Raw genomic sequence first — 22201 nt, 5'->3', positions numbered from 1 at the left:
CCCAACCTCAGGTTAACAGCCAGGCCATTTAAGGTCTTTGAGATTTAGTCTGGATTGAGTAAGCCGGGGCTGCTTTGCAGCCCTTTCGCGACACAAGGCCGCTCCCACAAGGGCGAAGCGCACCCCCAGCATTGCTCCAATTTTAACACTCAGAAGCGCAGATCCAGCGCTACCTCAAACGTGCGCGGTGCACCCATGTAGTACTGCATGCCATACGCCTGCTTGGCATACACCTCGTCGGTCAGGTTGCGCACCCGCGCAGTTACCGCCGTGTGCGCGTCCAGCCGGTAGCGGGCGAAGGCGCCAAACAAGGTATACGCCGGTGCTTTCAGGGAATTGGCGTTGTCGGCGTACACCGAGCCGACATAGCGCCCATCCACTCCCACCGCCCAGGCCGAGGTAAAGCTGTAGGTCAGCCACATATTGGCGACGTTGGCCGGCACGTTGACCGGAGCGTTGCCCTTGCGCGATACCGACACGCCGTTGACCGCCTCGTTGAAGGCATCGTACTGCGCATCGACATAGGCGTAGTTGGCCTCGGCCAACAGCTTGGAGGTGACCTGCAAACGCCCCGACACTTCGACCCCGCGCGACGTCTGCTGGCCTGCCTGTACCGTCAGGTTGGGATCGTTGGCGTCGCGCACGGCAAAGTCCTTGCGCACGATCTGATACAGCGCCACGGTCGCCGCACCGCGTCCGTCGAGAAAGTCGAATTTGCTGCCGACTTCCCATTGTTCACCCTTGGACAAATCGAACAGGCCGACGTTGGAGTAAGTGGCTGCCGCCAACGAGCCGGCCGGGAGGTCGGCAGCGGTGCTGTATTGCAGGTACAGGCTGGCACTGGGCGTCAGTTCGTAGGTCAGGCCGATACGGCCGCTGAGCGGCTCCCAGCGCCGCTCGAAATAGGCCGGGCTGGTGGGCGACACGGCGCCGTAGTTGTCGACCTGCATGTCCAGGTAGTCGTAGCGCAGTCCGCTGAGCAAGGCCAGGCGATCGGTCAGCTGCAGGCGGTTTTCGGCAAACACGGCGCGATTGGTCACCTGGTGATGACGCTGCTTGGTCAGGCCCGCGTTCACCCCGGGAATGTCGTCAAAACTGCCCGGGTTGAAATGCTCCGGGTCGACCACGTCGCTCCAGCTGCCGGAGGTCGGGTACAGGTCCTGGCGCATGCGCGAGTAATCCAGGCCGAGCGCCCATTGGCTGGCCAGGCCGAACAGGCTGTTGTCATGGCGCAGCTCGATGCGATCGCCCAGGATGTTCTGCTCGTGGCGTTGCAGGTACGGGCCGGCCCGCAGGACATTACCAGCGCTGTTGTAGCTGTAGCGTTCGACGTTGCGGTAGTCGCGTTGGGCGTCGTAGTGATAGAGGGTGTTCTGCACGCGGGTACTGTCGTTGATCTGATAATCGAGAATCGAGCGCAGCCAGCGCACGCGCTGCTCATAGCGGCCATCGGCAACGTTGTAGTTTTCGAAACGGCGGCTGTTGTCGATCTTCATGGTGCTGCGCCCCGGCAGGATCGGCGCGCCCCAGTAGGGGCTGACTTCCTTGTCTTCCTGGTACTCCACGGCGAGGGTATGGGTGAGGTTGTCGCTGAGGTCGCTGAGCAGCGACAAGGCCAGGCTGCTGGTGTCACGCTGATTGCGGTCGATATAGCCATTGCTGTGGCCACGGCTGAAATCCAGGCGCACGAAGTGGCGCGCATCGGCGGGGTTGCTGGCCAGTGCCTGGTTGATGCCGAAGGCCACTTCCGAGTCATCGAAACTGCCATAGCGCAGGCGCCCATCGAGCAGTTGTTGATCGCGACTGGCCAGCTTGCTGATGTAGTTGATCGAACCGCCCACGGCGCCTGCGCCATGTAGAAACGAAGACGGCCCGCCGAGCAGTTCGACGCGGTCGATGGTCCAGGCCTCCACCGGCCGGGTGGCGCTGCTGTAGCCCAGGTTGATGCCGTTGTAGAGCTGGGTGATCTGGTTCTGGGTAAAGCCGCGGTAGGCGACGAAGCCGCCGTAGCCGGGGTTGGCCGAAGCGTTCACGCCGGTCATGGCGTTGATCACGTCCTGAGTGTCCTTGGCGCCGCGTTGTTCGATGACACGGCGGTCGGCGATGCTCACCGAGGCCGGGGTCTGGCGCGCGGTCAGACCGAGTTTCGAGCCTGTGCTGATCGGCTCATCCAGTTGCACGCCCGTGGGCATGGCGCGTTCTGCATCGATGGCGGTGGCGCTGAGTTCTACCGGCGCGACATCCGCCCAGGCAAAGGTGCAGGTGCTTGCCAGAAGCACCAGGGAGCTGTTGCGAATCATTTTGTTGTCACTTCCACGCAAAGGTCATGGCTGACCACGCACGCACGGGCAAGCGTGCCCGGACGGGTCAGACGAAGGAGGCTGCTGTGGGGAGCGTGACGGGGGAGGCGCGAGGGTTGAGGGCGGGGCGCACATAGCGCGGCGGCGGTTGCGCCCAACTGCGTACGACGATGGGCGAGGGCGCATTGCCTTGCAGACGGTTGAACGACCAGCCTGCGCTGGTCATTGCCAGCGCCAGGGCAAACGAGGAGCACACCGGGCAGTCGAGCTGCACCATGTGCTGGTCGCCACCGGCCCCCTCGAGGTCGATCGCGGGGCCATGCTCGCTGCTGATCGAGCAGAAACCCGCATCCAGCCCGGCCAGGCGCAGGCCGCTCATCTGGCCATGGTGCAGACCGCAGACCAATAGGCTGAAGAGGACACTGGCATAGAGCGTCCAGGCAGTCAGCGAGCGCGTCTGGCGGGTGGTTTTCATGGCGCAGAATCTACCATTGGGATGGATTCTGCGGGCGCGGCAAAGGGTGTGGTCGATTGTCGCAGGGCGGGGCTGTGCGGGTCAGGCCGCCCGCTCCAGTACGTCGAGCAGATCGACGAACTCGCGGGACAATTTGTGCCCTGGCGCCAGGTGCACCAACGGCACTGAAACCTGATGCGACTCGCGCATCTTGATCGAGGTGCTCAGGTACACCGGCAGTACCGGCAGCCCTTCTGCGCGCAACTGATCGACCAGAGTCCGGTGCAGCGCCGTGCGCCCGGCAAACTGATTGACCACGATGCCTTCGACCTGCAGCGCCGCGTTGTGATCGTGGCGCAGTTCCTCGACTTCGGCCATGACGCTGAGCAGTGCCTGGCGCGAGAAGCTGTCGCAGTCGAACGGGATCAACAGGCGCTCGGCTGCGAGCAAGGCGCTGAAGGTGTAGAAGTTCAAGGCGGGCGGCGTGTCGATATAGATCCGCTCGTAGTCTTCGCCCAGCGCCACCAGCAGTTTGCGCAGCTTGTTGATCTTGAACTTGCTTTCCAGCTTGGTCTGCAGGTCGGCCAGGTCAGGGCTGGCAGTGATCAGGTGCAGGTTCTGGTAGCGCGTCTCGGTGATCGCCACCCGGTTCTTGCGTCCTTCTGGTGTGGCGGACAGGGTCTGGCGGAAGAAGTCGGCGATACCGGGGGGAATGTCGTCGTTGGCCAGGCCAGTGAGGTAATAGGTGGCGTTGGCTTGCGGGTCGAGGTCGACCAGTAGCGTTCGGTAGCCTTCGGCTGCGCTGGCGGCGGCCAGGTTACAGGCGATGCTTGACTTGCCGACGCCACCTTTCTGATTGAATACGACACGACGCATGGTGCGGTTCATCCCTGAAGTGGGCCCGTGCAGGGCGCTCGATGAAAATGGCAGTGCAGGGACAATCCTATGAAGGAAACATGACAGTATTAAGACAAGGCTTGTTACAAACCACCCTGATGTTTATCAGGGCATATGGACTGTGCTGTTTCAAAGGCCAGCACAGATCCCGTGGGAGATCGCCCAGCCCTATACGGCGCGTACCCTGTAGGAGCGGGCTTGTCCCGCGAAGAGGCCAGCCGAGCCAGCGTGGTGAATGGCACCGGCTTCGCCGGTTTCGCGGGACAAGCCCGCTCCTACAGGGGTTTGCTAAATCAATGAGTTAGCGTTAGTTCAATGAGCGCGGCCTTGTTTCGCGCCCCCTGCATTGCTGAATCTCAAACCACATATCGCTCATAGAACGGTTCGGGCGGCTGCGAGTAGTGCGTAGAGAACAAAGTCCGTAAATACGGCGCGTACCCTGTAGGAGCGGGCTTGTCCCGCGAAGAGGCCAGCCAAGCCAGCGTGGTGAATGGCACCGGCTTCGCCGGTTTCGCGGGACAAGCCCGCTCCTACAGGTGTTTGCTAAATCAATGAGTTAGCGTTAGTTCAATGAGCGCGGCCTTGGTTCGCGCCCCCTGCATTGCTGAATCTCAAACCACATATCGCTCATAGAACGGTTCGGGCGGCTGCGAGTAGTGCGTAGAGAACAAAGTCCGTAAATACGGCGCGTACCCTGTAGGAGCGGGCTTGTCCCGCGAAGAGGCCAGCCGAGCCAGCGTGGTAAATGGCACCGGCTTCGCCGGTTTCGCGGGACGAGCCCGCTCCTACAGGGGTTTGCTAAATCAATGAGTTAGCGTTAGTTCAATGAGCGCGGCCTTGTTTCGGGCCCCCTGCATTGCTGAACCTCAAACCACATACCGCTCATAGAACTCCAGCGTCGCCAGGTTCTTGTCCTTGGCCTCGAACATGATGTCGAAGCGATCCATGAAGCCCAGCGCATAGCGGTTGGTCCAGTCGTTCCACATCCGTTCGCTGTGCTGATACAGGTCGCGCTTGTTGACCTGCGCCATCAACGCCGGAATCTCCAGCTTGGCCTCAGCCGCGAAGCCCAGCGCCTGCAACCGTTCGGGCGGCTGCGAGTAGTGCATCACCGGCCGCACCCCACGCCAGCTGTCAATGATCCTCGCCAGGCGCGGATCATCCTGGGCGATGTAGTCGTTCTCATGGATCCAGCAGTGATGAATGTCGAGCACCACCGGGGCCAGATCGGCCAATGCCAGGCAGTCATCCACACCGTAGGTCTTCTCGTCGTTCTCCAGTGTGATGACATTGCGCGCCACCTCGGACAACCGCGGCCATACCGCTCTGACCCCTGCGCCACCCAGGCGCCCGGCGATGTGCACGTTGCACTTGAAGTCCTGGAAGCGCTGGCCGTAGCCCATCATGCGGATCATGTCGGCGTGGTACTCGAACTCCGCCAGGCTGTTCTCGACCACTTCGGGCCGGTCCGAGCCGAGCACGCAGTACTGGCCTGGGTGAAATGACAGGCGAATGTCCGCGCCACGGGCATATTCGCCAATGGCGGCGAAGCGCACTTGCAGATGGGCCTGGATCGCAGGGTCGCGATAGAACGGGGCGATTTGCGCGTGGCTATACAGGGGCAGCAAATCACTGCTCAGGCGCACCATGCGCAAGGTCGGCGGCAGTTCGGCGGCGTAGGCGAGCAGGCGCAACTGGGCGTCGAGGTTGTGTTCGACCAATTCGAGCAACTTGGCCCGGGCCGCTTCGGCACTGGCCGCAGACAACCAGCGCAGTGTCGTGGTGCGCGGGTTGAAGGTCTTCTCGATCGCCTCAAGGGCCTTGATAGACAGGCTCCGATGCGGGTGGCGGTACATACAGGCAAAGCCCAGGCGGGGCATGGTGATCTCCGGCGAAGATGAACTCATCGTTGGACAGCGAGCGCGTCTCGATCGCTCAGTGGTTTTCAGTGTTCAGCAGTAGCGTCCGCCTGGCTGACCTGAACCTGATTACGCCCGGCGCGCTTGGCGGCGTACATCGCCAGATCAGCCTTGCCAAGCGTCTGAGTCGGTTGTTCATCGCTCTGCGGCGTCCAGCGCGCTACACCCAGCGAGACGGTCACTGCACCGACGGGTGGCAGAGGATTATCCTGCACCGACAAACGCAACCGCTGGGCCACCGCGGTGGCGCTATCCAGAGGCGCGCCGGGCAGCAGCATTACAAATTCCTCGCCGCCCATGCGACACAGCACGTCGCCTTCCCGGCAGCAGCGGCGCATCAGCTGGGCAAGCTGGCGCAGCACCTGGTCACCGACATCATGGCCGTGGGTGTCATTGATCCGTTTGAAATGATCGATATCCAGCACGATGGCGCAGAAATCGCGTCTCTCGGCCTCCAGCAGCGACAGGCTGAATGACAGTTGGCGCCGGTTGCCCAGCCCGGTCAGCGGGTCGGTCTGGGCGTCCTGGTTGAGCCGGCCGATGCGTTCCTGCAGCAGGTTGAGGCCGAACAGCAGGGCACGCTTGAGCTCGGCTGCCTCGAAATACCAGGCCCGCACCGCATGCAGGCGTTCTGCACTGCCGGTGTGGTCGAGTGCGCGCGCACCGGCCGCCAGTTGCCACAGCGGACGGGCGATGGTCAGCGCCATCCCCCACAGCAGCAGGCAGCCGAGCAGTACCAGCGGCGCGGAAATGGCGATCATGTTCAGCGTCAGTTGTCGCAACGGCGCTACCGTCTGGGCCAACGGCTGCTGCGCCACTATCCCCCAACCGGTACTCGGCACCGTGGCAAAGCCCGCGAGCATTTCCACCCCGGTACTGTTGGTCAGCTGTCGAGTGCCCTCATCCAGGCCGGCCAGCTGATCGATCAGGCTGTTGCCGCTGACCACGGTACCGACCCGCTGCGTATCCGGGTGATAGAGCAGGCGTCGATTGCGGTCGACCACGTACAGGTAGGACCCGTCCTTGTAGTAGTGTTCGCCGAGCAGGCTGTTGAGAAAATTGTGCTCGCGCAGGTACAGGCTGCCGCCGACATAGCCCAGGTACTGGCCGTCAGCATCGAAGATCGGTTGCGACAGCGCCACCACCAGGTTGTTGGCCGATGACAAGAACGGGGTCGAGACCAGCGCCCGCCGCTCGCGCAGGGCTTCCTGTGCGCCTGGGGTATTTACCTGGCTGCCGAGCAGATGACGCAGGGGGGCTGGGGAAACCGAGCGCAGGATGCCTTGGGCATCGACCACGAAGGTTGAGTTGAAGGCAATGCTCTGAGCCAAGACCCGGTCGGTTTCCGCCAGCAGCGCAGCGGTGTCGTTCATCTGCCTGCTCTGCACGCCGGCGCTGAAGGCCAATTGCAGCAGGGCGTTGCCGAGAAACAGCTCGGTGATTGCCGCCAGCTTGGCGGCATACACCCGGTTGGCTTCCAGAGAGTGGTCGATCAGCAACTGACGCTGTACCCGGTAGCTGGCGAAGTAGCTGGTGAGCAGCATGAGCACGGCGGTAAATGCCGAGAGCACGAGGATCAGCGTACGCAGATCCAGGTGCAGTCCTTTCTTGGCGTGTGGCAATCCTGACCTCACTGGCGGTTATCCGGGAGGATAACCTGACTCGTTGTATGCGATTGCAGCTACGCACCGTGCGTAGCTGATGCAGGCGCTATCATCCCACAGCGACACTGCGATCATTGCTGGGCGTTGAGTTCGTCCTCGACCTGCTGCATGCGCTCCTCGGCAAGCGCCTGGACGTTTTTGTCACGGGCGGTTTCGCGCATCAGCGCGGTGAGCTTTTCGCTGAGCCGCTGGCCTTCTGCGGTGTCACCCAGAGCCTTGGCCTTGGCGGGGTCCTGGGTAACTTGCACGATGGTCTCGAACTCGGCGTCGGTGAAGTTTTTCTCGCTGTAGAGCTTGAACAGGTCGTTGCGCTGGTCCTCGACGGTCAGGTGCTTGCGCAGTACCTGTTTGATGGTGTCTTCGGGCACCTGCGGGTGACTCATCGCCAGCAGCGCTGCCATGCGCCCGATGTTGTGCTCATAGGCTTCCTGCAACGGCAGGTTGGCGAGGATCTGTTGTTCGCGGGTGGGCTTCTGGTCGCAGCCGGCGAGGGCGCCGAGCAGGAGCAGGGGCAGCAACAATGTTGGCAAGCGGATCATCGACGGGAAGGCCTTGAGCACAGTAGTGCGGCAATTCTACCGGGTTGTGATTTGCACCGGGAGGGGCGATGGGGTAGAACGCTGCTTCTGTTTCGTACATAGCCGTCAGCCCCATGACCCACTGGACCATCACAGCTGTACCCGCCGAGGCAATCGACGAAGTGGTGTCGTTCGTCAACACCTCTCGCCGCGAGCTGTTCCCGATGCTCGCGGACGCGCCCTTGCCCAAGGACCTGGCCTGTTTCCATGAAACCTACCTGCAAGGTGCCGGTCGTTTTCTGATTGCGCGTGACAACGGTCGGCTGATTGCCGCGATCGGTTATGTGCCTTATGACCATCGCTTTGCTCAGCTCGACTACCGCGGTGTCCATGTGGTGGAAGTGGTGCGGCTGTTCGTGCTACCGGCGTATCGGCGTTGTGGGCTGGCGGCGGCGTTGGTATCAGCGTTGCGCGACGAGGCGCAGAAGGCGGGTGTTGAGCGTCTTTACCTGCACACCCATCCGTTTTTGCCGGGGGCGATCAGGTTCTGGCAGCGGCAGGGGTTTGAGATCACGGATGTGGAAGATGATCCGGTGTGGCAGACGACGCATATGGAGCTGGCGCTGGGCTGAGCGCGGCTTGGGTTTTGTGGTGTCAGTGCTAGCCCGCGCTGGCGGCTTGGGGCTTCTGAAATTGCATCAGGCTTGAGCTCGCCGGGGCCGCTGCGCGACCCTTTCGCGACACAAGGCCGCTCCCACACACGGACCGCGCAGTTTCCAAGGCATGCGCGGTCTCTGTGGGAGCGGCCTTGTGTCGCGAAAGGGTCGCGCAGCGGCCCCGGCACTCTCAAGCCAGACTCAATGCAACTGACTCCGGGCAACCTCAATGTCATCCATGATCGCCTTGGCAAACGCACTCAGGTAATCGGCAGCACCAAGAAACTTGTGGTCATCCTCCATATCCCCCTCGCGCACCAGGTGCTTGATATACCCCAGCAGCACCGACACCTGCTCATAGGCATATTCAAACGGCACCCCCGGCATCACCCGGAAAATATGGCTGGAATTCTCGCCCACCTCGAAAAAGGTCTCGACGCCAACAGTAACGTCGGATTTAGGTTCGTCGCTCATCACTCACCTCCCTGGCGCCATTGCAGCATGTCGAACACGTGCTCGACCAACGCGCGTGTGGTTTCGGTGCAGTGGCCGGCATTGGCCAGCCTATCCAGGCCAGGCGATCCGGCATTGGCATGGCAGTGCGCATCGATCGTGGTGGAGACACTACGCAGCAGTTCGAGGGCGTGGGCCAGTGCGTCAGGCGGGTACAGGTTGGGGTGGATGGAGGCGTAGAACGGGTCTTGGGGCGTAGGCGGGTCGGGTACGATCTTTTTCATGGCTAGGCTCCCTGATTCCTTAAGAAGGAGGCTGCCCTTTTGACCTTCTCACAGATCATGGGTGACAGCCGTGCGCGGAGTGAGAAACCGAGGGAATCAAGGAAAACTCGGCCAGACCGAAGTCTGCCCGCGCACGGCCGCCATAACAGCTTGCCGATTGATTCATAATCGGGTTCTCACACCCGGTCACCATGAAAATGGCGACCCGAGGAAGTTATCCCCGAGGCATGTCCCCGACAATACGGACGCTTCGGCAAGGCGCGTAGGATAGTTCCGAAGCACAGCCAACCTGAAGCATTTGGTTGCAGGTTAGGAAATGTCCTACAAAGTTCCCGCCTAGGAATCATCCTACATATACCCTCGCCAAAGGGTCACACTGTTCATTTCATCATCCCTGGCTATTGGGTATGTTCCTGGATGTAACTATCAACCAAGGAAGCATCCACCATGCCCGAACTGGCCCAATACAAAGTCAAACTGCTGAACGAATTCGAACTGCGCGAAGACCAATGGACCTTCGGCGACTTCGAACAACGCCTCACGCAAACCCGCCCCGCCAGCAACTACCAGGATGCCAAGGGCATCATCAATTCAGCTCACCAGGCAGGCAACTGGCCGAACACCGTAAAGCGCTATCTGCTGACCAACTTCAAAGCGTTCGGCAATGTCAGTTCGGAGTTCAACGAAACGTTCGCCCAAGTGGTGGCCGGCATGACCCCACAGGAAAGGGCATCTTGGGGCCTTGCCTAATCGGGGCCAAGATCAGAACCCACCCGTCAACGGATACTCCACCGCCAGGCGAATCTGGTCGCCATCCAGCTCCGCCTGCGCGGTATTGCCGCGATGCACGTTATGCCGCAGTGAGAACGTGGTGCCCTTGGCCTTGCCGCTCTGTACCACATAGCGCGCTTCAAGGTCGCGCTCCCAGTGCTTGCCGCCCTTGCCGTAACCCAGGTAGGCATAGCCGCCATTGGGGTCGACATGGCTGCCGTCGATGTCGAAGCCGCGCACATACAGCGCCGTCAGGTTCAACCCGGGTACGCCATAACCGCCCATGTTCAAGTCATAGCGCGCCTGCCACGATTTCTCGTTGGGGGCATTGAAGTCAGACATCTGCACCGCGTTGGCAATGAAGATCGCACCGCGGGTGACGTAGTCGAACGGGGTATTGCCATCGACCTGCTGCCAACCGAGGCTGAAGCCATGCGGGCCCTGGTTGTAGCGCGAGACCAGGCTCCAGGTGGTGTTGTCGATCCGCCCGGAGAGGGCCTTGCCAGTGTCGGTGGTGCGGTACAGGTTGAGGTCGAGGCTGACGCTGCGCTGGTCATCCAGGGCGTGACTGAGGGTACTGCCCAGATAATGCTGGTTCCAGCTGTCTTCATAGCGCGAGGTGTACAGGCTGGCGCTGACGGCGCTGCTCGGGTTCCACACCGCGCCAGCGAGGTCGAAACTGTTGCCCTGGCGGCCGTTGGAGTAATTCACCACAAAGCCTTGATTGTGGCTGGAGGCATTGCGGTCGGTGCTTTCGTTGAAGTGGCCGGCAACCAGCTTGAGCGTGTCGATCTCGCTGCTGGTGAGGAAAAACCCGGTCGCGGTTTCAGGCAGCAGGCGGCTGTCGGAGGAGCTGAACACCGGGGTCTTGACCCGCTGCTCACCATACGACAGCACGGTGTTGGACAGGCGCAGCTTGAGCGCGGCGCCGGCGCGGCTGTATTCGTTTTTCGGATGGCCGTCGTTGTCGACCCCGAGTAAGCGCGCCTTGCCGGCACGGCCGCCGCCGCTGTCGAGCTGTACGCCGAGATAAGCGTGGGCATCCACGCCGACGCCGATCAGGCCCTGGGTGAAACCTGACTGCAACGTGCCCATCAAGCCGTAGGCCCATTCCTCGGCCTTGCCATTACGTTCGCTGCGCGGTTTGTAGGCGTTGCGCCCGGCGCTGTTGCTGCCACCGTGGCGGTAGTCGCGCTGGTCGAACACGCTGCGGTTGAGCAGGCTCCAGCTGCTGTCTTCGACAAAGCCGTTGGACTTGGATTGGGCCGATTCAGCCAGGGCCAGCGGAGCCACGGCCAGCAACGGCAGGATCAGCACGACGCGTTGCAAGCGGCTCATTGATTGGCCTCCAGCTTCTCCAGTTGGGCGTCGAAGCGCGCCTTGGCGCGGGCGGGAAGGGTGCCCGGCACGGCCGCGGGGGCTGCTTGCGACTCGCCAACCTGGATCAACATGACCATGCCCATGGCCAAGTGCGGGATGCACTGGATGCCATACAGCCCAGGCACGCTGAAGGTCTGTTCGAACGGCTGGTTGAGCTTGCTCTTGAACGCTTGGGCACCCTCCGGCAGCAGCGCCGGGACGCTGGCGGCGTTGTGTCCATTCTGGGTCGGCAGGAAGCGCACGCTGTCGCCAGGGGCGATGCGCAGGTGGTCGGGCTCGTAGACCATGGCGCCGTCTGCGCCGCGGTTGAGCATCTTCACTTCATGAACTTCGGCCAGCACCGAAGGGGCCAATAGGGCGCAGGACAGCAACAGGGCAAGAGGTCGCAACAGCATGTCGAGAACTTCCAGGTTCAGGGGGCGCGAAAACGCAGAATGCGCGCGCCATCGTAGGGGTCGGTAAAGTAGTGGGCATGCACGCCGAAGGTGCTCAGCAGGCGTTCCGGGGTGAGCACCTCAAGCGGTTTGCCCAGCGCCACCAGGTGGCCTTTATCGAGCACTGCCAGGCGGTCGCAGGTCAGGGCCTGGTTGAGGTCGTGCAGGGCCACCAGGGTGGTCACCGGCAGGGCCTGGACTTGCTGCAGCAGGCTCAGCTGGTGCTGGATGTCGAGGTGATTGGTCGGCTCGTCGAGCAGCAGCAGCTGCGGGCTCTGGGCCAGCGCGCGGGCGATGTGCACGCGTTGTCGTTCGCCGCCGGAGAGGCTATGCCAGAGGCGATCACGCAGGTGCAGGGCATCGAGGTTGGTCAGCGCCTGCTCGACGATGGCTCGGTCTTGCCTGGCGAACGGCGCCAGTGCCGACAGCCAGGGCGTACGGCCCAGGGCGACGGCGTCGTAGACGCTGATGGCATCGCTGGTGTCGGCCTGTTGCTCGACCAGCGCCAAGGCTTGCGCAACGCGCCTTCGCGGCATCTGCAGCAGCGCTTCGCCCTGCAACTGCACAGCGCCACTGCTGGGTTTGAGCAGGCCGGCGAGCAGCTTGAGCAGGGTCGACTTGCCCGAGCCATTGGGGCCGACCACGCCCAGGGTTTCACCGGCGATCACGGCAAGATCGATGTCGTGCAACACGGCCGTACCGCCCAGGCGCAGGCCCAGTCCCTGGCAGGCCAGCGGAGCTGCCTGCAGTGCACTCATGATGGTCATGGGCGCCCCCTGCGGCTGATCAGGATCAGCGCGAACACCGGTGCGCCGATCAACGCAGTGACCACCCCGACCGGGATCACCTGGCCCGGGATCAGCGTGCGCGAAAGAATGTCGGCACTGATCAAGAACAGCGCGCCACCCAGTGCACTGGCCGGCAGTAGGCGGCTATGGCCAGGGCCGAGCAGCAGGCGCAGGGCATGCGGGATAACCAGGCCGACGAAGCCGATCGCGCCGACGATCGACACCATCACTGCGGTGACCAACGCCGCGCAGCTGATCAACAGCAACTGCGTGCGGCGCACCGGGATCCCCAGCGAGGCTGCCGAGTCGGCGCCGAAGGTGAACGCGTCCAGCGCCCGTCGGTGCCACAGGCACACCGCCAGGCCCACCAGCGCGACCGGCAGGGCCAGCCACACCGACGGCCAGCGCACGCCGCTGAGGTTGCCCAGCAGCCAGAACAGAATGCCCCGGGCCTGTTCGGCGGTCGCCGACTTGGTGATCAAGAAGGCGGTGAGCGCGCTGAACAGTTGCGAGCCGGCAATACCGGCGAGGATCACCTGGGCATTGCCGCCACTCGGGCCGCTGGCGCGCGACAGCAGCAAGACCAGGCCGAAGGCAGCCAACGCGCCGATAAAGGCGCCGCCAGACATCGTCAGCGCAACCCCGCCCAGCCCCAGCAAGCCCACCGCTACGGCGCCGGTCGAAGCGCCGGCCGACAAACCGAGCAGGTACGGCTCGGCCAGCGGGTTGCGCAGCAACGCCTGGAGGATTACCCCACAGGTCGCCAGGCCCGCGCCGCACGCCGCCGCCACCAGGGTACGGGTCAGGCGGTAGTTCCAGACGATGCCGGCGTCGATCGGGTCGACCGCGTAGCCGGCATTCCACAGGTGGTTGGCCAGGACCTGGAAGACCACGCTGGGCGACAGTGGCGTTTCGCCGATGGCGATGCCGGCCAGCATGGCTACGCACAGGGCGACGAGGGCGAGGACGCTGTAGGGCAACAGGCGGATCATGGTTGTGCGGCTTTACCGGTGGCGAAGGCGGAAGACAAGGTTTCAAGGCCACGGAACAGGCGGATGCCGGCCTGCATGGCATCGGCGTCGAGAACGATGATGCGGCCGTGCTTGACCGCGTCCATGTTCTTCGTCACCGGGTCGCTGCGGAGGAATTCCAGTTTTTTCTGGTAATCGTCGGCCGGGAAGCGGCGGCGGTCCATGCGGGCGATGATCAGCCAGGTCGGGTTGGCCTTGGCCAGGGTTTCCCAGCCCACGGTCGGCCATTCTTCGTTGGAGGTGACCACGTTGCGCACGCCCAGGGTCTGCAGCATGAAGTCGGCGACACCTTGGCGACCAGCCACGTACGGGTCGATATCGAGGTCGGCACTGGAGAACCAGAACAGCGCCGAGGTGTTCGACAGGTCCTTGCCGGCCAACTGCTGCTTGGCGTTTGCCAGGCGGCCCTGCAACTCGGTATTGAGCGCCGCACCGCGGTCCTGCACATCGAAAATTTCCGCCAGCTGGCTGACACTCTTGTAGATGCTGTCGATCTTGAACGGCTGCAGGCGGGTGCCGTCGGCGCCGACCAGGTTGTCCTTGCCTTCGCAGTCGGAGGGCAGCAGGTAGGTGGGGATGTTCAGCTCGCTGAACTGCTCGCGGGTGCCGACCACGCCTTGCGCGCCAACCATCCACTCGAACTGTACCGCCACCAGCTGCGGCCGCTTGCCGACCACGGCCTCGAAGCTTGGGTCGTTGTCGGCCAGGCGCTCGACCTGGTCATTTTGTGCCTTGAACTCGGGCAAGACATTGTTGAACCACAGCGAGGTGCCGGCCAGTTTGTCGCCCAGGCCCAGTGCATAGAGCATTTCGGTGCCGGCCTGGCCAATAGTCACTGCGCGCTCGGGGGCCTGGGCAAAGGTCTGCGGTGCGCCGCAGTTATCGACGGTCAGCGGGTAGTGGGTAGCGGCGGCGTGGGCCAGGCCAGTCAGGCTCAAGCCCGCAAACAGGGCAGCAAAACGGAGCAGCATGGTGGGACGATCTCCTATCGAACGGTTCACGGAATGAACGCACGGACAGGCATCGCCAAGCCCGTTGCGCCAGGCAACGGGCAGCACCCTGGAAAGGGTGGAGATGGCCATCCCGGACACCCCGCCGGTTGGTAAATGTTTGCCGGCAGGTCTCCTGACTGGTGCGTCATGGCCCGGCTCCAGCCTTCCCGGATCACGTGATCCAGTGGCATTGATGGAGCAGGCTCGGCACCTACAGTTGCGGGGGCAGTTCCAGTTAGCCTGCGGCTAGGCAGGCCTGGGATTCCCTATTAATTCCGTGGTGGAAACCGGCGGGCGGCATGGTAGACCATCGCGCCGCCGGGTGAAACGCTTTTTACAGGTACTTGAGCCAGGCGATGTCGCGACGGCGGGCCTTGAGCTGGGCGAACCAGCGCACGGGCAGGTACAGCGACGTTGCCAGCAGTACGGCACCCAGCCATACCGCGCCGATGCTGTCGAAGCCGAAGTAGTCGCCGTGATTGAGGCCGAACAGGGCGACGCTGGCCAGGTACAGCAGCTTGAGCACATACAGGTGCAGCAGGTAGAAGAACATTGGCGCTGCGCCGAACACTGCCAGTGCGCTGATCCAGCGGGCCTGGCCGGCGCGCTCGAAGCCGCGCAGCAGGAGCAGGCCGACGCCCAGGGTCAGGGCCAGGAACAACAGCGATGGCGGATATTTGGTGATGTTGAAGAAGCTCATCAGCGTCTGCATCAGGCTCGGGTAGGCGCTCCACGGCGCTTCACCGTAGCCGTTGAGCATGCGCACCACGAGAAAACCGAGCAGGGCCAGGGCGCCGGCCAGCAGCAGCCGGTACTGGCGCTCGCCGGCATCGCTACCGCGCGCAAACCACGGGCCCAAGGCATAGCCGAGTGCGATCACGCCGATCCACGGCAGCACCGGGTAGGAGGTACGCAGGCGCAGGCTGTCGGAGAACTCCAGCCAGCCGCGGTCATGCAGGATGGCCCACGGCACGTGCATGAACGAGCCGGGTTCGAAGTGCACGCCGTCGAGCAGGTTATGCCCGCCGATGATCAGCACACCCAGTGCAATCAGTGCCGGACGCGGCAGCCAGACCAGCACTGACAGGGCGATCATGCTGACGCCAATGGCCCAGATCACCTGCATGTAGATCACGCTCGGTGGCAGCTGGAAGGTCCAGGCGAAATTGACCAGGGTGAACTCCAGCACCACCAGGAACAACCCGCGCTTGAACAGGAATGCCGACGTGGCGCCGCGGCCCTGGTATTTCTCGCCGTAGAGCCAGGCCGAGAGGCCGGTCAGCAGGACGAACACTGGCGCGCACAGGTGGGCGAGGGTACGGCTGAAGAACAGCGACGGTTCGGTAACGTCGACGTTCATCGGGTCACCGACCTGGCGATGCAGGAAGAAGGTCTCGCGGACGTGGTCCAGCAGCATGAACAGGATCACCAGGCCGCGCAGAGCGTCGATGCTCTGCAGGCGCTGGGTAAGCAGGGTGGGGGTGGCGGAGGCGCTTGTCATGGGGGTTCGCAGGCAGGAGTGTGTGTCAAATGAAATGTTATCTTATATCTTTTTCGCGATAAGGGAGCAACTTTTTTGCACGGCGAACGGAGCGTATCTGGAGGTGATGCCGGTGAGGGCTGCGCCCACATTTCGCGACACAAGGCCGCTCCCACAGAGACGGCGCAGGCCTCAAGACTTGCGCTGTGGTTGTGGGAGATTCTGTCTTGCACCAAACCTCAAGCTGGCGCGATCTCTGTGGGAGCGGCCTTGTGTCGCGATAGGGCTGCGAAGCAGCCCCGGCGGGTTCAAGCCAGGCGCCATGCGCGCTGGCTGTCCTCAAAAGCGGTAATCAACCGTAGCCAGATAAGACCGCGGCGCCCCCAGCAACCACTGCTCGCCGCTGTACGCCGCAACCACATAATCCCTGTTCAGCAGGTTGTACACCTGCAACCCCAACCGCACATCAGGCAGCACCTGCCAGCCAAGATCAGCGTCCACCACGGTATACCCAGGGATCTTCTGGCTGTTGGCCGTATCAGCAAATCGCGCATCCACGTAACGCAGGCCAACCCCGGCGTCCAGCGTTTGCCCAAAGCCCTTGCTCAGCCACAGGTTGGCACTGCGCCGCGGTACGTTGTCCGGTCGCTTGCCGCTGCGATCAGTCGCTACGCCGCCCACCCTTTCATCAAAATCGTCATACCGGGCACGTACCAGCGACGCATTCGCCGACACCTGCCACTGATTGGCCAAGGCCAGTTCCACGCTGGCCTCCAGGCCATCGGAGCGCTGCTGGCCGGCTTGCTGCTTCTCGTGAGTAATCGGGTCGTCGACCAGCAGCTTCTTCTTGACGATGTGATACGCCGCCAGCGTCCATTCGCCCTGGCCGTCCCAGAAGCGCTGTTTGAGCCCCAGCTCAGTCTGCTTCGACTCGGTCAGGTCGTAATCCATCTGCGTTGGGCTGAGGCTGATCAGGTTGCTCACGCCATCCTCGCTGGTCGAGTACTGGCCATACAGCGAAAGGTCTTCGCTCAGCGCGAACACCAGCCCCGCCCGCCAGTTGCCGCCATTGATGCTGCGGTCACTGCGCGTGCCGTCGAGCAGGTTGTCGCGGTCGATATGGTTCTGGTCGCGGCGCACCCCGGTTACCAGTGACAGGCGATCAGTCAGTTGGGTGCGGTTCTCGGCGAACACGGCCAGGGTATGCGTGCTGCTGAAGGTGCGCGGTCGTAACGCACTGGCGCTGTCGAACTCGCCAGGGGCCGGCTGCCACGGGTCGATGTAGTCGCCGCCGATGTCGTTGTAGGGCGAGTTGTTGGTCAGCTTGAAGCGGATTTTGTTGTACTCGGCGCCGACCACGGTCTTGCTGTTGAGGCCGAACAGCGCATGGTCGAAGGTGAAACTCTGGCGGTCGCCGATCTGCTCCTGGTCGTGCTTGATCTGCAGGAAGCCATTGCGCAGCAGTTGGCCGCGGTCAGCGTCCCAATTGTAGTTCTCGGCGTTGCGCCAGTGCCGGCGGGCCTTGATGTAGTACAGCTGGTTGCTCGCGCTGATGCTGTCAGTGAGGGTCCAGTCGGTATTCAGCCGGGTCCATTCGTCGTGGTAGCGCAGCTTGGCGTTGCCCACGTTGTAGTTCTTGTCGCGCACGCTGTCGCGGTAATGGCCATCGATCAGCGGCGTGCCGAAGTAGTTCATCGGCTCGGCATCACCGCGTTCGTGGGCCAGGGTAAAGCTCAGGTCGTCGCTGGCGTCGAAGCGCAGCGCCGCGCTCATGGCCAGGTTGCGCGAGTCGCCGCGATCAACGTAGCCATTGTCTTGCTGCTGATTGACCGTCAGCCGGTAGCTCAGGCGTTCGCTCAGGCTGCCGCCGCTGTCCAGGCCGAGCTGCTGGCGGTCCCACGAGCCATAGCCCAGGCGCAAGTGGTTGCGAACCTCGCCGGCAAAAGGCTTTTTCGGGATGACGTTGACCACCGCCCCGGTTGCGCCTTCGCCGTAGAGCACCGACGCGGGACCGCGCAGTACGTCGATGCGCTCGACCAGCCACGGGTCGACCGGAAAGGTCTGGGTGCCGGCGCCGGTGTACAGGCGCGCGCCGTCGAACAGGGTCATCACCGAGCCGTGCCCGGTGAAGCCGCGCGCAGACAACCCAGTGCCGCCGTCACCCGGGGTGCCGATGAAGGTGATGCCTGGCGAGCGGGTGACCGCGTCCTGCACGGTGAGGTTACTGCGCTGCTGGATCTGCTCGGCGCTGATGCTGGTGGTGCTGGCCGGGGTCTCCAAGGCGCTCAGGCCCAGCCGTGAGCCGGCTTGGGTCGGCGTGGCGAGGTCGATGGCTGCGCTGTCGCGGGTATCGGTGATGGCCGTGGAGGGCAGGGCCAGCACTGGGTCGCGGGGTTCATCGGCCAGGGCCGGCAGAGAGACGGCCAGGCAGGCCGCCAGGGTGTGAAGCGTGTTGATACGGGACATGTCGTTCCACTGTCGCAGGAAGAATGGATCCCGGTGGAAACAACGCAAAGACGAGCAGGCACGTACGCAGGCGCGCACGCGCAAACCGGCCTGCGCCCGCCCACCGCGGGTTTGCCAACTGAAGTCGCAGGCCGGTCTCCGGGCTTGCGAGGATCATGAAACCTTCACCTTCCCATGCTGGCGCACAGTGGTATGTCGAAGGGTTCGCTCGCTTACCGTTGCGGGGGCAGCGCCGGACTTGTCGTGACAACGACGCACCGGCTTCCCGTTTAACCCTGCGCACGGCGGCGCAGGACACCTGAAACTGGCGCGCATCTGACCATCGAACGGATGGTCAGTCAATTGTGCGGCTGAGGTGGATTTTTCAGATGAGGCGCAGGGTTACGGGTTTTTACTGTTTTTTTTTCGAACTTTTTTTTCCGCGCTGGTCTCGAACCGCACGATTGTCATCAACATTCCGTCATGGAGACTGCCACGAATGTCCACCCGTAACCTGCTGCGCCACTCCTGCCTGTTCGCCCTGCTCGGTGCGCCTCTGGCTGCCACTGCTGCGCCAAGCACCGACCCCCTGTTCACCTTTGGCTTGCTGGGCAGCTACGACACCTTCAAGTACGAGGGCGGCTCGGAGTCTGAGAAGGATCACCTGGGGCAGGGCGGCTTGTTCGCCAACTTTGGCAACAAGATGACTGCCGAATCTGGTTTGATCTATCAGCTCGGCGCCGATGCCAAGTACGCTGAAAAAAAGGATAACAAGCTCAAGGAAGCCAACATTGACCTGGATGTCGGCTGGCGTGCGGCGCTGGATGCGCGCAATTTCGTCGATGTCACCGTGGGGGGTGGCTACAACTGGTCGCGCTTCGAGCCGGAACTGAACGACCTCGACACCGAGCTGACCTACAAATCGCCCTTTGCCAAGGCCGCAGTGGGCTACAACCATCAGTTCGATGCCGCGACCCTGCGCGTCGAAGTCGGTGCCCGGCACACCCTCGACGGCCGCGCCAAGCTCAAGGTGGATGACTTTGGCAGCGACAGCGTGGACATGAAGGACCGCACCAACCCGTATGCCGAGATCAGCCTGCTGATGAACCAGCAGGGCGGCATGCCGATCTACGCCGGGGTCTACTACACCCGCACCGAGTACAAGCTCGATGAAGATTCGCCGGTCGCTGATAACACCAAGCTCAAGCGTGATGAGTATGGGTTCAAGGTAGGTCTGGCCTTCTAAGCGACAAGCTTCGAGCTGCAAGCTGCAAGAAAAAGCCGTTTCTTGTAGCTTGAAGCTTAAAGCGCGCAGCGGCTGTCAACGTCCGCGTCTACGCGACACCCGCGCTTCAATGTTCTTGCGCCCGATCAGCAGCGCTGGCTTCTCGACCACGGGCTCATCCGCCAGCCACTTGTACATCACCAGGCAATCCACCAGCCCCAGCCGGGCATGCCGGTAGGCCTTGGGCAAGCGCCCGACCGTCTCGAACCCCAGCTTGTGCCAGAGCGCGACGGCTACTTCGTTGCTGACCACCACCGAATTGAACTGCAGGGCGAGAAACCCTTCCTGGCGCGCCAGTTTCTGCGAGTGCTCGCACATCAGCCTGGCCACACCACGCCCACGGGCTGTCGGGCAGACCATATAGCCGCAGTTGCCGACATGCGCGCCGGGGCCGGCGGCGTTGGCCTTCAGGTAATAGGACCCGAGCAGTTCACCGTCCTGTTCCGCGACCAAGGTATGCAGGGGCAACTCCAGCCACAGATGGCGCGCCTGGTCGATGCTCAGTTGCGGGTCAAAGGCGTAGGTCTCACGGGCCTGGACGATAGACTCGAAGGTGGGCCAGAAGCGCTGAAAGTCTTCTGCGGTCATGGCGCGGATCTGGATCATGGTGGTTCCTGCATGGGCTTGGCCGCCAAGTCTGGTGGGCGCGGCGCCGTCGCGCAAGAGAAGGGTACTGGGGGGAGTCTGGGCCGGCCTCTTCGCGGGGCAAGCCCGCTCCTGCAGGAACGGTGAATATCCTGTAGGAGCGGGCTTGCCCCGCGAAGAGGCCGGCCCTGCAGCGCACACTCAGATGTAGATAAACACCAGCACCAGCGCCGCTACCACCAGCCACTTTTCCAGGTAATAGCGCATGCGGTTGCGCTTTTTCAGGGCTTTGCCGCGTTCGCGAATCTTGTAGATGCGGGTGAACAGGCGGTTGATGCCGCCGGTCTTGTCATTGGCATTGTTGGGCGCGGCGGCGGCAGCCATGACCTTGCTGCTGAACCAGCGATTGAAGGCGCTTGCCCAGCGGTACTTGAGCGGTCGCTCCACATCGCAGAACAGGATGATCCGGTTGTGCTCGGTGGTATTGGCGGCGTAGTGAATGTACGTCTCGTCGAAGATCACCGCTTCGCCATCACGCCAGGAATACTTCTCGCCATCGACGTCGATGTAGCAACCATCGTCGTTGGGCGTATCCAGGCCAAGGTGATAGCGATAGGAACCCGCGTACGGATCACGGTGGCGCACCAGCTTGGCGCCCGGTGGCAGGGTGGCGAACATCGCCGCCTTGACCGTGCCGATACCCTGCAGCAGTTCAGTGGTGCGCGGGCACAGGCTCATCGCCGACGGGTGGCTCTCGCCGTACCACTTCAGGTAGAAGCGCTTCCAGCCGGTCTTGAAGAACGAGTTGAAACCGACATCGTCGTAGTTGTCGGATTTCTTGATCTCGCCCACGTGCAACAGCTGCTGCGCCTCGGCGCGGATCTCTTGCCAATGGTCCTTGAGCGGCTGCAGTTCGGGGAACGCGTCCACCGGCAGGTAGGGCTTGGCCGGATGCCTGGAAAACAGGTAGAGGAAGCTGTTGATCGGGGCCAGGAAGCTGGAGTGATCGCTCAGCTGGCGGGTCAGCTTGTGACGCACCCGACCGCGCAGGTGCACATAGGCGATCGAGATGACGAAGAGGAGTACGAGTGCAATTTTCATGAACGGATACTTGTCGAAAATGGCCATGCGCCATGGCGTAAGCCCGCCAGCATAAACAATCGTGATACGACTTTGTACTTCTTGTTACTTCGAATCCGGTGGACTTTGGTGTAATGGGCTACAGCTTGCGCAAACGTTTCAACTGGCTTTTTGGCCCTTGAACGGGTAGGCAAACGGTACACTCAGGCAGTCATTTCAATCTTCGAGGAGCGCCCATGGCCAAGGAAGCCCGCCCCAGCGGCACCCTTTTCAAGCGACTGTTCTTCGCTTTGCCAGTCAGTGATGCCCAGCGCCGTGACATCGGCCAATGGCGGCGCGACCTGGCGCTGCGCAGCGGCAAGCCGGTGCCGGCGGATAATTTCCACCTGACCCTGCTGTTTCTTGGCAATGTCGACGTCGCACAGGTGCCCGCGTTGTGCGCCGCAGTCGACGCTATCAAGCGACCCGCGGCGCCCTTGCGCGTTGTCCTCGATCAACTGCAAGTGTGGCCGCGGCCTGGGATCCTGGTGCTGGAAGCGCAACAGACACCGCCGGCGTTGCGCCAGCTGGTGTATGCCCTTGAGCAGGCCGCACTGGCGCTGGGCATTGCCCAGGAAAAGCGCGAGTACCGCCCGCACCTGACCCTGTCCCGGGATTTTCCCGGGCAGGTACCTGAGGCCGCGACTGCAGCCGACTTCTACCTGACGGCCCGCCACTTCACCCTCTACGAGTCGCGCAAGGGCCGCTACTGGCCGCTGGCGCAGTGGCCCCTGGCGGACTGATCA

Annotated in this window: 21 protein-coding genes and 2 riboswitches; of the genes, 4 read left to right on the top strand and 17 right to left on the bottom strand. The window is 62.8% G+C overall.

All coding sequences use genetic code 11. The annotated features are described in order from the left end of the window. Window positions 1-149 precede the first annotated feature (149 nt). The 6 genes from J3B00_RS18550 to J3B00_RS18525 form a co-directional block, all read right to left on the bottom strand. Complete coding sequence (locus tag J3B00_RS18550; RefSeq protein ID WP_209869959.1) at window positions 150-2300, bottom strand: TonB-dependent receptor; 2151 nt, start codon at window positions 2298-2300, stop codon at window positions 150-152. 67 nt (window positions 2301-2367) lie between these two features. After that, window positions 2368-2775, bottom strand: coding sequence for a DUF2946 domain-containing protein (locus J3B00_RS18545; RefSeq protein ID WP_209869956.1), 408 nt, complete (start codon window positions 2773-2775; stop codon window positions 2368-2370). Window positions 2776-2856: 81 nt separating this feature from the next. After that, window positions 2857-3630: a ParA family protein gene (locus J3B00_RS18540; RefSeq protein WP_209869951.1), complete on the bottom strand. Its 774-nt coding sequence runs from the start codon at window positions 3628-3630 to the stop codon at window positions 2857-2859. Window positions 3631-4517: 887 nt separating this feature from the next. After that, a complete protein-coding gene (uvsE, locus tag J3B00_RS18535; RefSeq protein WP_209869948.1) occupies window positions 4518-5531 on the bottom strand; it encodes a UV DNA damage repair endonuclease UvsE in 1014 nt (337 codons plus the stop codon). Between the two features lie 65 nt (window positions 5532-5596). Beyond that, window positions 5597-7192: a sensor domain-containing diguanylate cyclase gene (locus J3B00_RS18530; RefSeq protein ID WP_209869943.1), complete on the bottom strand. Its 1596-nt coding sequence runs from the start codon at window positions 7190-7192 to the stop codon at window positions 5597-5599. Window positions 7193-7305: 113 nt separating this feature from the next. Next, window positions 7306-7773 carry a hypothetical protein gene (locus J3B00_RS18525; protein ID WP_209869940.1) on the bottom strand — a complete coding sequence of 156 codons (468 nt, stop codon included), beginning with the start codon at window positions 7771-7773 and terminating at the stop codon, window positions 7306-7308. A gap of 113 nt (window positions 7774-7886) precedes the next feature. On the opposite strand from J3B00_RS18525, the gene J3B00_RS18520 reads away from it, so the two are divergent. Continuing rightward, complete coding sequence (locus J3B00_RS18520) at window positions 7887-8384, top strand: GNAT family N-acetyltransferase (RefSeq protein WP_209869937.1); 498 nt, start codon at window positions 7887-7889, stop codon at window positions 8382-8384. Window positions 8385-8609: 225 nt separating this feature from the next. Here J3B00_RS18520 and J3B00_RS18515 read toward each other — a convergent pair whose 3' ends face one another. Then, complete coding sequence (locus J3B00_RS18515; protein WP_209869933.1) at window positions 8610-8882, bottom strand: DUF3077 domain-containing protein; 273 nt, start codon at window positions 8880-8882, stop codon at window positions 8610-8612. Further along, the gene (locus tag J3B00_RS18510; protein WP_209869930.1) at window positions 8882-9145 is read right to left on the bottom strand and encodes a hypothetical protein; all 264 of its coding nucleotides are present in this window, start codon (window positions 9143-9145) and stop codon (window positions 8882-8884) included. Before J3B00_RS18510 ends, J3B00_RS18515 begins: the two co-directional genes overlap by 1 nt. 447 nt (window positions 9146-9592) lie before the next feature. Between J3B00_RS18510 and J3B00_RS18505 the strand changes: the two genes are divergently transcribed. Continuing rightward, the gene (locus J3B00_RS18505; protein WP_209869927.1) at window positions 9593-9895 is read left to right on the top strand and encodes a hypothetical protein; all 303 of its coding nucleotides are present in this window, start codon (window positions 9593-9595) and stop codon (window positions 9893-9895) included. Between the two features lie 12 nt (window positions 9896-9907). On the opposite strand, the gene J3B00_RS18500 is transcribed toward J3B00_RS18505, so the two are convergent. The 7 genes from J3B00_RS18500 to J3B00_RS18470 all read right to left on the bottom strand — a co-directional run bounded on the left by J3B00_RS18500 (window position 9908) and on the right by J3B00_RS18470 (window position 18487). After that, on the bottom strand, window positions 9908-11245 hold the full coding sequence (locus tag J3B00_RS18500; RefSeq protein WP_209874975.1) for an OprD family porin: 1338 nt from the start codon (window positions 11243-11245) through the stop codon (window positions 9908-9910). Window positions 11246-11250: 5 nt separating this feature from the next. After that, a complete protein-coding gene (locus tag J3B00_RS18495) occupies window positions 11251-11691 on the bottom strand; it encodes a pseudoazurin (protein ID WP_209869924.1) in 441 nt (146 codons plus the stop codon). Window positions 11692-11708: 17 nt separating this feature from the next. Beyond that, the gene (locus J3B00_RS18490; RefSeq protein WP_209869921.1) at window positions 11709-12497 is read right to left on the bottom strand and encodes an ABC transporter ATP-binding protein; all 789 of its coding nucleotides are present in this window, start codon (window positions 12495-12497) and stop codon (window positions 11709-11711) included. Beyond that, complete coding sequence (locus J3B00_RS18485) at window positions 12494-13510, bottom strand: iron ABC transporter permease (protein ID WP_209869918.1); 1017 nt, start codon at window positions 13508-13510, stop codon at window positions 12494-12496. Before J3B00_RS18485 ends, J3B00_RS18490 begins: the two co-directional genes overlap by 4 nt. Next, the gene (locus J3B00_RS18480) at window positions 13507-14520 is read right to left on the bottom strand and encodes an ABC transporter substrate-binding protein (RefSeq protein ID WP_209869915.1); all 1014 of its coding nucleotides are present in this window, start codon (window positions 14518-14520) and stop codon (window positions 13507-13509) included. Before J3B00_RS18480 ends, J3B00_RS18485 begins: the two co-directional genes overlap by 4 nt. 126 nt (window positions 14521-14646) lie before the next feature. After that, a riboswitch (cobalamin riboswitch) is annotated at window positions 14647-14848 on the bottom strand. Window positions 14849-14875: 27 nt separating this feature from the next. Beyond that, the gene (locus J3B00_RS18475; protein ID WP_209869912.1) at window positions 14876-16042 is read right to left on the bottom strand and encodes a DUF1624 domain-containing protein; all 1167 of its coding nucleotides are present in this window, start codon (window positions 16040-16042) and stop codon (window positions 14876-14878) included. Between the two features lie 318 nt (window positions 16043-16360). Beyond that, window positions 16361-18487, bottom strand: a complete 2127-nt coding sequence (locus tag J3B00_RS18470) for a TonB-dependent receptor (RefSeq protein ID WP_209869908.1) — start codon at window positions 18485-18487, stop codon at window positions 16361-16363. 111 nt (window positions 18488-18598) lie between these two features. After that, window positions 18599-18804, bottom strand: a riboswitch (cobalamin riboswitch). A gap of 161 nt (window positions 18805-18965) precedes the next feature. Here J3B00_RS18470 and J3B00_RS18465 point away from each other — a divergent pair. Beyond that, complete coding sequence (locus J3B00_RS18465) at window positions 18966-19712, top strand: outer membrane beta-barrel protein (RefSeq protein WP_209869905.1); 747 nt, start codon at window positions 18966-18968, stop codon at window positions 19710-19712. A gap of 75 nt (window positions 19713-19787) precedes the next feature. Here J3B00_RS18465 and J3B00_RS18460 read toward each other — a convergent pair whose 3' ends face one another. Together J3B00_RS18460 and lpxO are read right to left on the bottom strand one after the other, a co-directional pair. Beyond that, on the bottom strand, window positions 19788-20357 hold the full coding sequence (locus J3B00_RS18460) for a GNAT family N-acetyltransferase (protein ID WP_209869902.1): 570 nt from the start codon (window positions 20355-20357) through the stop codon (window positions 19788-19790). Window positions 20358-20537: 180 nt separating this feature from the next. After that, window positions 20538-21437, bottom strand: coding sequence for a lipid A hydroxylase LpxO (gene lpxO / locus J3B00_RS18455; protein ID WP_209869897.1), 900 nt, complete (start codon window positions 21435-21437; stop codon window positions 20538-20540). Window positions 21438-21652: 215 nt separating this feature from the next. Here lpxO and thpR point away from each other — a divergent pair, with 215 nt between their 5' ends. Further along, entirely contained in the window at window positions 21653-22198 is a 546-nt protein-coding gene (thpR, locus tag J3B00_RS18450; protein WP_209869893.1) for an RNA 2',3'-cyclic phosphodiesterase, read from the top strand. Window positions 22199-22201: the final 3 nt, after the last annotated feature.

The organism is Pseudomonas sp. BP8 (assembly GCF_017875955.1).
GTDB lineage: Bacteria > Pseudomonadota > Gammaproteobacteria > Pseudomonadales > Pseudomonadaceae > Aquipseudomonas.
This window is presented reverse-complemented; position numbering and strand designations above follow the sequence as displayed.

Bases quoted from the DNA above. Each gene is read 5' to 3' on its own strand.
- J3B00_RS18480 (WP_209869915.1), bottom strand. From the start codon at position 14,520: ATGCTGCTCCGTTTTGCTGCCCTGTTTGCGGGCTTGAGCCTGACTGGC.
- J3B00_RS18510 (WP_209869930.1), bottom strand. From the start codon at position 9,145: ATGAAAAAGATCGTACCCGACCCGCCTACGCCCCAAGACCCGTTCTAC.
- J3B00_RS18545 (WP_209869956.1), bottom strand. From the start codon at position 2,775: ATGAAAACCACCCGCCAGACGCGCTCGCTGACTGCCTGGACGCTCTAT.
- J3B00_RS18495 (WP_209869924.1), bottom strand. From the start codon at position 11,691: ATGCTGTTGCGACCTCTTGCCCTGTTGCTGTCCTGCGCCCTATTGGCC.
- J3B00_RS18540 (WP_209869951.1), bottom strand. From the start codon at position 3,630: ATGCGTCGTGTCGTATTCAATCAGAAAGGTGGCGTCGGCAAGTCAAGC.
- J3B00_RS18490 (WP_209869921.1), bottom strand. From the start codon at position 12,497: ATGACCATCATGAGTGCACTGCAGGCAGCTCCGCTGGCCTGCCAGGGA.
- J3B00_RS18470 (WP_209869908.1), bottom strand. From the start codon at position 18,487: ATGTCCCGTATCAACACGCTTCACACCCTGGCGGCCTGCCTGGCCGTC.
- J3B00_RS18515 (WP_209869933.1), bottom strand. From the start codon at position 8,882: ATGAGCGACGAACCTAAATCCGACGTTACTGTTGGCGTCGAGACCTTT.
- J3B00_RS18460 (WP_209869902.1), bottom strand. From the start codon at position 20,357: ATGATCCAGATCCGCGCCATGACCGCAGAAGACTTTCAGCGCTTCTGG.
- uvsE (WP_209869948.1), bottom strand. From the start codon at position 5,531: ATGCCCCGCCTGGGCTTTGCCTGTATGTACCGCCACCCGCATCGGAGC.
- lpxO (WP_209869897.1), bottom strand. From the start codon at position 21,437: ATGAAAATTGCACTCGTACTCCTCTTCGTCATCTCGATCGCCTATGTG.
- J3B00_RS18475 (WP_209869912.1), bottom strand. From the start codon at position 16,042: ATGACAAGCGCCTCCGCCACCCCCACCCTGCTTACCCAGCGCCTGCAG.
- J3B00_RS18485 (WP_209869918.1), bottom strand. From the start codon at position 13,510: ATGATCCGCCTGTTGCCCTACAGCGTCCTCGCCCTCGTCGCCCTGTGC.
- J3B00_RS18520 (WP_209869937.1), top strand. From the start codon at position 7,887: ATGACCCACTGGACCATCACAGCTGTACCCGCCGAGGCAATCGACGAA.
- J3B00_RS18550 (WP_209869959.1), bottom strand. From the start codon at position 2,300: ATGATTCGCAACAGCTCCCTGGTGCTTCTGGCAAGCACCTGCACCTTT.
- J3B00_RS18465 (WP_209869905.1), top strand. From the start codon at position 18,966: ATGTCCACCCGTAACCTGCTGCGCCACTCCTGCCTGTTCGCCCTGCTC.
- J3B00_RS18525 (WP_209869940.1), bottom strand. From the start codon at position 7,773: ATGATCCGCTTGCCAACATTGTTGCTGCCCCTGCTCCTGCTCGGCGCC.
- thpR (WP_209869893.1), top strand. From the start codon at position 21,653: ATGGCCAAGGAAGCCCGCCCCAGCGGCACCCTTTTCAAGCGACTGTTC.
- J3B00_RS18505 (WP_209869927.1), top strand. From the start codon at position 9,593: ATGCCCGAACTGGCCCAATACAAAGTCAAACTGCTGAACGAATTCGAA.